Origin of the sequence: Bartonella kosoyi, assembly GCF_003606325.2 — a bacterium.
Taxonomy (GTDB): Bacteria; Pseudomonadota; Alphaproteobacteria; order Rhizobiales; family Rhizobiaceae; genus Bartonella; species Bartonella kosoyi.
This window is the reverse complement of sequence record NZ_CP031843.2, coordinates 164,669-176,573: the sequence shown is the minus strand read 5'-3', so window position 1 is coordinate 176,573 and position 11,905 is coordinate 164,669. Positions and strand designations below refer to the sequence as shown.

The following is an 11,905-nucleotide window of genomic DNA, read 5'->3' as shown; positions in this document are numbered from 1 at the left end:
GGATTTAAAGTTTCTGTTACGAGAATCATTTCTTTCTACATTCTCTAGTTTCTATGTCTCCATAGATGTCCAAATGCTATGCCTTTTGCGAGAGAATGGGCCATGCTTGATAGTTTGAGTAACAGCATGATGGATATAATGGACAAGATGAGCGCTCCCCCAAACATGGCTGCTACATTCTGGTTGTAATCGAGTCCCATATCACTCAAATAGTTTGCAAAGATATTCATCATCAGATTAAAGACAGTTGCTAAGAGTAGAAAGAGGATTATATAATTTACGACTTGGATTAACCATTGCTGAAAAAAGCGATAGGTTGGTTGCCAGAGCAAAGCAATGATGAAGATAGGGCCCAATCCTACGAGAAGTATAATGGCGATTTTTGTCAGTATAACGAGACCACCGCCGATTGCCACGACGGAACTTGTTGCCAGCAAGATAAGGATACCTAAGAGGCTGTAAAGCAATCCATTGGCCTCGAAGAAGACGGTTTCCTGGAAAAGACGACCTGCATATTGGAATCCTTTGGTTGCTGCTTTGTCAAGTAAATTCATTAATTGTGTATCAGTGAGTGGATTTGTCATGAGCGCTTTTGAGAACTCATAGGGCATTTGCGTTATCAAATTTGCAATTTCACTTTGATAAAGTCCTGAGGTGAGAGCTATTGAAGTAATAATGCTTATTCGCAGGAAACGGTTTACGAATCCGGAGAGTGGCATATCGATAGCGCCCCGAATGATAAGCCATCCATAGATGATGAAAGCGATGGTGATTCCAATTGAAACGAAAGGTGTAATTGTAGCAATCGCTTTTGAGGAAATACCCGTGACATATGTTTGTGTTATCTGATTAATTTTATTGAAAAGTTGCGTGAACATAGTGAAGTTCATGGCATTCCTCTTTAATGAATTTTCAATTTTTCATCACATGAGAACATAGACACATGCTAAATGCTTCATTTGCATTTATACATTCCCTAAGCATTTTCACCACGATATCTTGACTTTGATAAAATCTCTGTGTTTCTTTGAATTGTGGAGTTAATACTAAACCTTATACATTGGCTTTTGTGTTCATGAAAAAAGCAAATGTTGTAAAGAGCTTTATTTGCTAAAGTCTTACCCTAGGCATATTTGTGAGCTGATAGTTTATTATTTTTCCATACAATTTACGTTTTTGTATGTCGATAAGGAGCTCTTCATTATCGCGTAAATTTCTGACCATTTGTAACTTTGCATATTCATTTTGGAGCATGGATGACATGTTCCTGATGCGTGTTTGCAGCTCAAAAACTTCCGCCAGATTCATTGTTCTATCTATCTCATTTAAGAAATTGATAATTTGCGTAAAGCGGTTCTCTGCGTCTTTGAAAGTTTGCAAGCTTACGGCTTTACTCACAATGCCACTATATTGAAGGCGCTTATTAATTATCCCCCGCATCTTATTAGGCGAAAACGACCAGAAGTTTGCCCTTTGCTCTTCAAGATAAACAGAATATGCAATATCTTTGATATTGGGATAATGATCCACATTTTTGTTATGGTAGTCTTTTAGTTCTGCGTAGACAGGCATATCGTGTAAGAAAAAATCCTCATCCCCTTTTATTCTTAGTTCCGTTACTCTACTTCCTTTTATAGATTGATAGACTTTTTTCGCGTTATCGATCTGCTCTTCGGTTACTTTAATTTTTTCTTTTAACAACTCAATAATTTTTAGATATTCTGTTGAGGAAGCGATTTGGACAGTTGAACCCTGAGCGCCAGAACTCCAACTAAGGTTAGACGTTAGAGTTAAATTTATCATTCCTAAAAGGGTAATCATTCCTATTATAATAAATCGTTTTTTCATTTTAATATTACTCTTTTTGACAATTAAAAAGCCCAGCATTTCTTATCATTATTATAATTTTAATAATAAAGTAAAGCATATAATTTGTGATAATTTATCTTTTCTTGATTTCGTATTTTAATTGACGAAAATAATTCAGTTTTAGTGCAAATATTTTTCATTGTAGGCTTGGCTATTTTAGTTATTTTGTCCTATGGATTTAAAGTTTCTGTTACGAGAATCATTTCTTTCTACATTCTCTAGTTTCTATGTCTCCATAGATGTCCAAATGCTATGCCTTTTGCGAGAGAATGGGCCATGCTTGATAGTTTGAGTAACAGCATGATGGATATAATGGACAAGATGAGCGCTCCCCCAAACATGGCTGCTACATTCTGGTTGTAATCGAGTTTCATATCACTCAAATAGTTTGCAAAGATATTCATCATCAGATTAAAGACAGTCGCTAAGAGTAGAAAGAGGATTATATAATTTACGACTTGGATTAACCATTGCTGAAAAAAGCGATAGGTTGGTTGCCAGAGCAAAGCAATGATGAAGATAGGGCCCAATCCTACGAGAAGTGTAATGGCGATTTTTGTCAGTATGACGAGACCACCGCCGATTGCCACTACGGAGCTTGTTGCCAGCAAGATGAGGATACCTAAGAGGCTGTAAAGCAATCCATTGGCCTCGAAGAAGACGGTTTCCTGGAAAAGACGACCTGCATATTGGAATCCTTTGGTTGCTGCTTTGTCAAGTAAATTCATTAATTGTGTATCAGTGAGTGGATTTGTCATGAGCGCTTTTGAGAACTCATAGGGCATTTGCGTTATCAAATTTGCAATTTCACTTTGATAAAGTCCTGAGGTGAGAGCTATTGAAGTAATAATGCTTATTCGCAGGAAACGGTTTACGAATCCGGAGAGTGGCATATCGATAGCGCCCCGAATGATAAGCCATCCATAGATAATGAAAGCGATGGTGATTCCAATTGAAACGAAAGGTGTAATTGTAGCAATCGCTTTTGAGGAAATATCCGTGACATATGTTTGTGTTATCTGATTAATTTTATTGAAAAGTTGCGTGAACATAGTGAAGTTCATGGCATTCCTCTTTAATGAATTTTCAATTTTTCATCACATGAGAACATAAACACATGCTAAATGCTTCATTTGATTTATACATTCCCTAAGTATTTTCACCACGATATTTGGGCTTTGATAAAATCTCTGCGTTTCTTTGAATTGTGGAGTTAATACTAAACCTTATACATCGGCTTTTGTGTTCACCGTATGATCGGCATCTGGTTTTTTTCATGGTTAAAAAATTTCATATCAAGTTCGCGTCTTTTCCTTTTGATAAGTGATTGCTCAGCTTTACGTAAATACGCTACCATTTGCATCTTTATAGATTCATTTTGGATCATAGCTAATGTACCATCGATATGTGCTTGAAGGTCTGCAATGTCTTTTAGTTTTTCTTTTGTTTGAAGTTCATCGAATAATTTTTTGAGGTATTGAAAACGATTTTCTACGTTTTGAAAAGTTTTTAAAGTTATAGCTTTATCCATAACCGATATAAATTGTAAACGCGCAAAAAGCATTTTACCGAGTGGATCAAAAAGCTGAGAATTTCTGTTTTCACTATTCAAGACGTCTTGATATGACTTTCCTGAAAGCTTACTATCTTTGTAGAGCAATCCTGGCTCTTTAAGAAAAAAATTAGAAAAGTCTATTTGTCTCGGGGTGGTTTTTTGATCCTTTGTTATAGCCTGATAGGCATTTTCTATTTGTGAAAGTTGTTCTTTTTTCAACTCAAGGTCTTTTTTTAACAACGCAATAATTTCCAGATATTTTTCTGATGGAACAGATTGTGTCGGTAGAGAAGATGTTGAGCCTACGGGTGTTTTTGAGGGTGATGAGGATTCGAAAGTTACGTTTGTCTTTGCATTTGCTGGTGTCTTTGCATTTGCTGGTGTCTCTGCATTTGCTGGAATTAAATTCAGCATTCCTCCCAAAATAATCATCCCTATTATAATAAATTGCTTTTTCATCTGTCTCCTCGCTTAATTTCGGCAGGGATTACTTTATTAATAGGCACGCGGTTTCTATCATTAGGTTGTTTTAGCTTTGGTGCTAATGCACAAGCCGATAAAAGATTTGCAATCAAAATTATAAAAACGACCGACTTCACTTTAACACTCCTCTTTTTGACAATTAAAAAGCCCAGCATTTCTTATCATTATTATAATTTTAATAATAAAGTAAAGCATATAATTTGTGATAATTTATCTTTTCTTAATTTCGTATTTTAATTGACGAAAATAATTCAGTTTTAGTGCAAATATTTTTCATTGTAGGCTTGGCTATTTTAGTTATTTTGTCCTATGGATTTAAAGTTTCTGTTACGAGAATCATTTCTTTCTACATTCTCTAGTTTCTATGTCTCCATAGATGTCCAAATGCTATGCCTTTTGCGAGAGAATGGGCCATGCTTGATAGTTTGAGTAACAGCATGATGGATATAATGGACAAGATGAGCGCTCCCCCAAACATGGCTGCTACATTCTGGTTGTAATCGAGTCCCATATCACTCAAATAGTTTGCAAAGATATTCATCATCAGATTAAAGACAGTTGCTAAGAGTAGAAAGAGGATTATATAATTTACGACTTGGATTAACCATTGCTGAAAAAAGCGATAGGTTGGTTGCCACAGTAAGGCAATGATGAAGATAGGGCCCAATCCTACGAGAAGTGTAATAGCGATTTTTGTCAGTATGACGAGACCACCGCCGATTGCCACGACGGAACTTGTTGCCAGCAAGATAAGGATACCTAAGAGGCTGTAAAGCAATCCATTGGCCTCGAAGAAGACGGTTTCCTGGAAAAGACGACCTGCATATTGGAATCCTTTGGTTGCTGCTTTGTCAAGTAAATTCATTAATTGTGTATCAGTGAGTGGATTTGTCATGAGCGCTTTTGAGAACTCATAGGGCATTTGCGTTATCAAATTTGCAATTTCACTTTGATAAAGTCCTGAGGTGAGAGCTATTGAAGTAATAATGCTTATTCGCAGGAAACGGTTTACGAATCCGGAGAGTGGCATATCGATAGCGCCCCGAATGATAAGCCATCCATAGATGATGAAAGCGATGGTGATTCCAATTGAAACGAAAGGTGTAATTGTAGCAATCGCTTTTGAGGAAATACCCGTGACATATGTTTGTGTTATCTGATTAATTTTATTGAAAAGTTGCGTGAACATAGTGAAGTTCATGGCATTCCTCTTTAATGAATTTTCAATTTTTCATCACATGAGAACATAGACACATGCTAAATGCTTCATTTGATTTATACATTCCCTAAGTATTTTCACCACGATATCTGGGCTTTGATAAAATCTCTGCGTTTCTTTGAATTGTGGAGTTAATACTAAACCTTATACATCGGCTTTTGTGTTCACCGTATGATCGGCATCTGGTTTTTTTCATGGTCAAAAAACATCATATCAAGTTCGCGTCTTTTCCTTTTGATAAGTGATTGCTCAGCGTCATGTAAATACGCTACCATTTCCATTTTTATAAATTCATTTTGGATCATAGCTAATGTACCATCGATATGTGCTTGAAGGTCTGCAATGTCTTTCAGTTTTTCTTTTGTTTGAAGCTCATCGAGTAGTCCTCTGAGGTATTGAAAACGACTTTTTACGTTTTCAAAACTTTCCAAACTCACAGCTTTATCTTGAACCGATACAGATTGTAAACGCCTAAAAATAGCTTTGTTGATTTGATCAAAATTCCCAGAAACTTTGTTTTCTTCCTCCAAGACCTCTTGATATGATTGCCTTGAAAGCTTACTATCTTTATAGAGAAATTCTGGCTCTTTAAGAAAAAAACTAGAAAAGTCTATTTGCTTTGGGTTTGTTTTCTGACTCTTTGTTATAGCCTGATAAGCTTTTTCTACTTGTGAAAGTTGTTGTCTTTTCGAGTCAAGTTGTTTTTTTAAGAGCTCAATAATTTCTCCTTTTTTTAAAAGCTGAAGGATTTCCGAATATTCTTCTGGTAGAGCAGGTTGTGGTGGTGGGGCAGGTTGTGGCGGTTGAGCAGGTTGTGACCTTTTAGGTGGTTCTGGCTTTTTTTTTAATCTTGGTCCCTTAGGACGTCTAATTATAGTAACATCTCTATTGTGTGTTGAATCCGACAAGCCTTTATATTCCCGAAATCTACCTCCTTCTATAAAATTTCCTGATCTACCTCCTCCACTCTCAATATGATCTCCTCCTGCATGCGCCAAATCTATCATTCCCAAAAGGGTAATCACCCCTATTATAATAAATTGCTTTTTCATCTGTCTCCTCGCTTGATTTCGGCAGGGATTGTTTTATTAATAGGCACACGGTTTCTATCATTAGGTTGTTTTAGCTTTGGTGCTAATGCACAAGCCGATAAAAGATTTGCAATCAAAATTATAAAAACAACCGACTTTACCTTAACACTCCTCTTTTTGACAATTAAAAAGCCCAGCATTTCTTATCATTATTATAATTTTAATAATAAAGTAAAGCATATAATTTGTGATAATTTATCTTTTCTTAATTTCGTATTTTAATTGACGAAAATAATTCAGTTTTAGTGCAAATATTTTTCATTGTAGGCTTGGCTATTTTAGTTATTTTGTCCTATGGATTTAAAGTTTCTGTTACGAGAATCATTTCTTTCTACATTCTCTAGTTTCTATGTCTCCATAGATGTCCAAATGCTATGCCTTTTGCGAGAGAATGGGCCATGCTTGATAGTTTGAGTAACAGCATGATGGATATAATGGACAAGATGAGCGCTCCCCCAAACATGGCTGCTACATTCTGGTTGTAATCGAGTCCCATATCACTCAAATAGTTTGCAAAGATATTCATCATCAGATTAAAGACAGTTGCTAAGAGTAGAAAGAGGATTATATAATTTACGACTTGGATTAACCATTGCTGAAAAAAGCGATAGGTTGGTTGCCACAGTAAGGCAATGATGAAGATAGGGCCCAATCCTACGAGAAGTGTAATGGCGATTTTTGTCAGTATGACGAGACCACCGCCGATTGCCACTACGGAGCTTGTTGCCAGCAAGATGAGGATACCTAAGAGGCTGTAAAGCAATCCATTGGCCTCGAAGAAGACGGTTTCCTGGAAAAGACGACCTGCATATTGGAATCCTTTGGTTGCTGCTTTGTCAAGTAAATTCATTAATTGTGTATCAGTGAGTGGATTTGTCATGAGCGCTTTTGAGAACTCATAGGGCATTTGCGTTATCAAATTTGCAATTTCACTTTGATAAAGTCCTGTGGTAAGGGCTATTGAAGTAATAATACTTATTCGCAGGAACCGATTTACGAATCCGGAGAGTGGCATATCGATAGCGCCCCGAATGATGAGCCATCCATAGATAATGAAAGCGATGGTGATTCCAATTGAAACGAAAGGTGTAATTGCAGCTATTGCTTTTGAGGAAATATCCGTGACATATGTTTGTGTTATCTGATTAATTTGATTGGAAAGTTGCGCGAACATAGTGAAGTTCATGGCATTCCTCTTTAACGAATTTTCAATTTTTCATCACATGAGAACATAGACACATGCTAAATGCTTCATTTGCATTTATACATTCCCTAAGCATTTTCACCACGATATCTTGACTTTGATAAAATCTCTGTGTTTCTTTGAATTGTGGAGTTAATACTAAACCTTATACATTGGCTTTTGTGTTCATGAAAAAAGCAAATGTTGTAAAGAGCTTTATTTGCTAAAGTCTTACCCTAGGCATATTTGTGAGCTGATAGTTTATTATTTTTCCATACAATTTACGTTTTTGTATGTCGATAAGGAGCTCTTCATTATCGCGTAAATTTCTGACCATTTGTAACTTTGCATATTCATTTTGGAGCATGGATGACATGTTCCTGATGCGTGTTTGCAGCTCAAAAACTTCCGCCAGATTCATTGTTCTATCTATCTCATTTAAGAAATTGATAATTTGCGTAAAGCGGTTCTCTGCGTCTTTGAAAGTTTGCAAGCTTACGGCTTTACTCACAATGCCACTATATTGAAGGCGCTTATTAATTATCCCCCGCATCTTATTAGGCGAAAACGACCAGAAGTTTGCCCTTTGCTCTTCAAGATAAACAGAATATGCAATATCTTTGATATTGGGATAATGATCCACATTTTTGTTATGGTAGTCTTTTAGTTCTGCGTAGACAGGCATATCGTGTAAGAAAAAATCCTCATCCCCTTTTATTCTTAGTTCCGTTACTCTACTTCCTTTTATAGATTGATAGACTTTTTTCGCGTTATCGATCTGCTCTTCGGTTACTTTAATTTTTTCTTTTAACAACTCAATAATTTTTAGATATTCTGTTGAGGAAGCGATTTGGACAGTTGAACCCTGAGCGCCAGAACTCCAACTAAGGTTAGACGTTAGAGTTAAATTTATCATTCCTAAAAGGGTAATCATTCCTATTATAATAAATCGTTTTTTCATTTTAATATTACTCTTTTTGACAATTAAAAAGCCCAGCATTTCTTATCATTATTATAATTTTAATAATAAAGTAAAGCATATAATTTGTGATAATTTATCTTTTCTTGATTTCGTATTTTAATTGACGAAAATAATTCAGTTTTAGTGCAAATATTTTTCATTGTAGGCTTGGCTATTTTAGTTATTTTGTCCTATGGATTTAAAGTTTCTGTTACGAGAATCATTTCTTTCTACATTCTCTAGTTTCTATGTCTCCATAGATGTCCAAATGCTATGCCTTTTGCGAGAGAATGGGCCATGCTTGATAGTTTGAGTAACAGCATGATGGATATAATGGACAAGATGAGCGCTCCCCCAAACATGGCTGCTACATTCTGGTTGTAATCGAGTTTCATATCACTCAAATAGTTTGCAAAGATATTCATCATCAGATTAAAGACAGTCGCTAAGAGTAGAAAGAGGATTATATAATTTACGACTTGGATTAACCATTGCTGAAAAAAGCGATAGGTTGGTTGCCAGAGCAAAGCAATGATGAAGATAGGGCCCAATCCTACGAGAAGTGTAATGGCGATTTTTGTCAGTATGACGAGACCACCGCCGATTGCCACTACGGAGCTTGTTGCCAGCAAGATGAGGATACCTAAGAGGCTGTAAAGCAATCCATTGGCCTCGAAGAAGACGGTTTCCTGGAAAAGACGACCTGCATATTGGAATCCTTTGGTTGCTGCTTTGTCAAGTAAATTCATTAATTGTGTATCAGTGAGTGGATTTGTCATGAGCGCTTTTGAGAACTCATAGGGCATTTGCGTTATCAAATTTGCAATTTCACTTTGATAAAGTCCTGAGGTGAGAGCTATTGAAGTAATAATGCTTATTCGCAGGAAACGGTTTACGAATCCGGAGAGTGGCATATCGATAGCGCCCCGAATGATAAGCCATCCATAGATAATGAAAGCGATGGTGATTCCAATTGAAACGAAAGGTGTAATTGTAGCAATCGCTTTTGAGGAAATATCCGTGACATATGTTTGTGTTATCTGATTAATTTTATTGAAAAGTTGCGTGAACATAGTGAAGTTCATGGCATTCCTCTTTAATGAATTTTCAATTTTTCATCACATGAGAACATAAACACATGCTAAATGCTTCATTTGATTTATACATTCCCTAAGTATTTTCACCACGATATTTGGGCTTTGATAAAATCTCTGCGTTTCTTTGAATTGTGGAGTTAATACTAAACCTTATACATCGGCTTTTGTGTTCACCGTATGATCGGCATCTGGTTTTTTTCATGGTCAAAAAACATCATATCAAGTTCGCGTCTTTTCCTTTTGATAAGTGATTGCTCAGCTTTACGTAAATACGCTACCATTTCCATTTTTATAAATTCATTTTGGATCATAGCTAATGTACCATCGATATGTGCTTGAAGGTCTGCAATGTCTTTTAGTTTTTCTTTTGTTTGAAGCTCATCGAGTAGTCCTCTGAGGTATTGAAAACGACTTTTTACATTTTCAAAACTTTCCAAACTCACAGCTTTATCTTGAACCGATACAGATTGTAAACGCCTAAAAATAGCTTTGCTGATTTGATCAAAATTCCCAGAAACTTTGTTTTCTTCCTCCAAGACCTCTCGATACGATTGCCTTGAAAGCTTACTGTCTGTATAGAGAGATTTTGGCTCTTTAAGAAAAAAACTAGAAAAGTCTATTTGCTTTGGGTTTGTTTTCTGACTCTTTGTTATAACCTGATAAGCTTTTTCTACTTGTGAAAGTTGTTGTCTTTTCGAGTCAAGTTGTTTTTTTAAGAGCTCAATAATTTCTCCTTTTTTTAAAAGCTGAAGGATTTCCGAATATTCTTCTGGTAGAGCAGGTTGTGGTGGTAGAGCAGGTTGTGGTGGTGGGGCAGGTTGTGGCGGTGGGGCAGGTTGTGGCGGTGGAGTAGGTGATGGAGATTGTGCACATTTTTCTAGGATTCCAGTGAGGTCTGCTCCAAATGTATTCTTTTGATATTCTGCAAGTCCCAATTCTAGAAAATTGCATGTATATGTTTGAGGAGAACCCGATGCATGCGCCAAACTCATCATTCCCAAAAGGGCAATCACCCCTATTATAATAAATTGCTTTTTCATCTGTCTCCTCGCTTAATTTCGGCAGGGATTGTTTTATTAATAGGCACACGGTTTCTATCATTAGGTTGTTTTAGCTTTGGTGCTAATGCACAAGCCGATAAAAGATTTGCAATCAAAATTATAAAAACAACCGACTTCACTTTAACACTCCTCTTTTTGACAATTAAAAAGCCCAGCATTTCTTATCATTATTATAATTTTAATAATAAAGTAAAGCATATAATTTGTGATAATTTATCTTTTCTTAATTTCGTATTTTAATTGACGAAAATAATTCAATTTTAGTGCAAATATTTTTCATTGTAGGCTTGGCTATTTTAGTTATTTTGTCCTATGGATTTAAAGTTTCTGTTACGAGAATCATTTCTTTCTACATTCTCTAGTTTCTATGTCTCCATAGATGTCCAAATGCTATGCCTTTTGCGAGAGAATGGGCCATGCTTGATAGTTTGAGTAACAGCATGATGGATATAATGGACAAGATGAGCGCTCCCCCAAACATGGCTGCTACATTCTGGTTGTAATCGAGTTTCATATCACTCAAATAGTTTGCAAAGATATTCATCATCAGATTAAAGACAGTCGCTAAGAGTAGAAAGAGGATTATATAATTTACGACTTGGATTAACCATTGCTGAAAAAAGCGATAGGTTGGTTGCCAGAGCAAAGCAATGATGAAGATAGGGCCCAATCCTACGAGAAGTATAATGGCGATTTTTGTCAGTATAACGAGACCACCGCCGATTGCCACGACGGAACTTGTTGCCAGCAAGATAAGGATACCTAAGAGGCTGTAAAGCAATCCATTGGCCTCGAAGAAGACGGTTTCCTGGAAAAGACGACCTGCATATTGGAATCCTTTGGTTGCTGCTTTGTCAAGTAAATTCATTAATTGTGTATCAGTGAGTGGATTTGTCATGAGCGCTTTTGAGAACTCATAGGGCATTTGCGTTATCAAATTTGCAATTTCACTTTGATAAAGTCCTGAGGTGAGAGCTATTGAAGTAATAATGCTTATTCGCAGGAAACGGTTTACGAATCCGGAGAGTGGCATATCGATAGCGCCCCGAATGATAAGCCATCCATAGATGATGAAAGCGATGGTGATTCCAATTGAAACGAAAGGTGTAATTGTAGCAATCGCTTTTGAGGAAATACCCGTGACATATGTTTGTGTTATCTGATTAATTTTATTGAAAAGTTGCGTGAACATAGTGAAGTTCATGGCATTCCTCTTTAACGAATTTTCAATTTTTTATATGAGTTTTTAACATTTTTCGTTGAATTTTTTAGGATGGAATTAAATTTCATAGACCTTCTCAGTCTATGAGAGAACTGAGTATTATGCATTTACTTTTGTTCTTTACGAGCAACCAAGAAAAGATAATACAAAAAATATTATTATAA

At 36.2% G+C, this 11,905-nt stretch carries 14 protein-coding genes; all 14 read right to left on the bottom strand.

The window, feature by feature from the left end; all coding sequences use genetic code 11:
• Window positions 1-44: 44 nt before the first annotated feature.
• Window positions 45-890 (bottom strand): TrbL/VirB6 family protein, encoded by an 846-nt coding sequence (locus D1093_RS00855; RefSeq protein ID WP_120099998.1) that lies wholly within the window; start codon window positions 888-890, stop codon window positions 45-47.
• Window positions 891-1,110: 220 nt separating this feature from the next.
• Window positions 1,111-1,887 (bottom strand): TrbJ/VirB5 family protein, encoded by a 777-nt coding sequence (locus tag D1093_RS00850; RefSeq protein ID WP_120099996.1) that lies wholly within the window; start codon window positions 1,885-1,887, stop codon window positions 1,111-1,113.
• A 200-nt stretch (window positions 1,888-2,087) separates the two neighbouring features.
• Window positions 2,088-2,933 (bottom strand): TrbL/VirB6 family protein, encoded by an 846-nt coding sequence (locus D1093_RS00845; protein WP_120099995.1) that lies wholly within the window; start codon window positions 2,931-2,933, stop codon window positions 2,088-2,090.
• 182 nt (window positions 2,934-3,115) lie between these two features.
• A complete protein-coding gene (locus D1093_RS00840; protein WP_120099989.1) occupies window positions 3,116-3,883 on the bottom strand; it encodes a TrbJ/VirB5 family protein in 768 nt (255 codons plus the stop codon).
• Window positions 3,880-4,023 carry a TrwH protein gene (locus D1093_RS00835; RefSeq protein WP_120099987.1) on the bottom strand — a complete coding sequence of 48 codons (144 nt, stop codon included), beginning with the start codon at window positions 4,021-4,023 and terminating at the stop codon, window positions 3,880-3,882. Before D1093_RS00835 ends, D1093_RS00840 begins: the two co-directional genes overlap by 4 nt.
• A gap of 239 nt (window positions 4,024-4,262) precedes the next feature.
• Window positions 4,263-5,108 (bottom strand): TrbL/VirB6 family protein, encoded by an 846-nt coding sequence (locus D1093_RS00830; protein WP_012232527.1) that lies wholly within the window; start codon window positions 5,106-5,108, stop codon window positions 4,263-4,265.
• A 182-nt stretch (window positions 5,109-5,290) separates the two neighbouring features.
• Window positions 5,291-6,178: a TrbJ/VirB5 family protein gene (locus D1093_RS00825; protein WP_120099986.1), complete on the bottom strand. Its 888-nt coding sequence runs from the start codon at window positions 6,176-6,178 to the stop codon at window positions 5,291-5,293.
• Window positions 6,175-6,300, bottom strand: coding sequence for a TrwH protein (locus tag D1093_RS00820; protein WP_375607609.1), 126 nt, complete (start codon window positions 6,298-6,300; stop codon window positions 6,175-6,177). The genes D1093_RS00825 and D1093_RS00820 overlap by 4 nt, the downstream gene beginning before the upstream one ends.
• Before the next feature lie 257 nt (window positions 6,301-6,557).
• Entirely contained in the window at window positions 6,558-7,403 is an 846-nt protein-coding gene (locus D1093_RS00815; RefSeq protein WP_120099982.1) for a TrbL/VirB6 family protein, read from the bottom strand.
• Between the two features lie 220 nt (window positions 7,404-7,623).
• Window positions 7,624-8,400, bottom strand: a complete 777-nt coding sequence (locus D1093_RS00810) for a TrbJ/VirB5 family protein (RefSeq protein ID WP_120099996.1) — start codon at window positions 8,398-8,400, stop codon at window positions 7,624-7,626.
• 200 nt (window positions 8,401-8,600) lie between these two features.
• Window positions 8,601-9,446 carry a TrbL/VirB6 family protein gene (locus D1093_RS00805; protein WP_120099995.1) on the bottom strand — a complete coding sequence of 282 codons (846 nt, stop codon included), beginning with the start codon at window positions 9,444-9,446 and terminating at the stop codon, window positions 8,601-8,603.
• Window positions 9,447-9,628: 182 nt separating this feature from the next.
• A complete protein-coding gene (locus D1093_RS00800; RefSeq protein ID WP_120099979.1) occupies window positions 9,629-10,498 on the bottom strand; it encodes a TrbJ/VirB5 family protein in 870 nt (289 codons plus the stop codon).
• On the bottom strand, window positions 10,495-10,638 hold the full coding sequence (locus D1093_RS00795) for a hypothetical protein (protein WP_012232528.1): 144 nt from the start codon (window positions 10,636-10,638) through the stop codon (window positions 10,495-10,497). The genes D1093_RS00800 and D1093_RS00795 overlap by 4 nt, the downstream gene beginning before the upstream one ends.
• A gap of 239 nt (window positions 10,639-10,877) precedes the next feature.
• Entirely contained in the window at window positions 10,878-11,723 is an 846-nt protein-coding gene (locus D1093_RS00790) for a TrbL/VirB6 family protein (protein ID WP_120099977.1), read from the bottom strand.
• Window positions 11,724-11,905 lie beyond the last annotated feature (182 nt).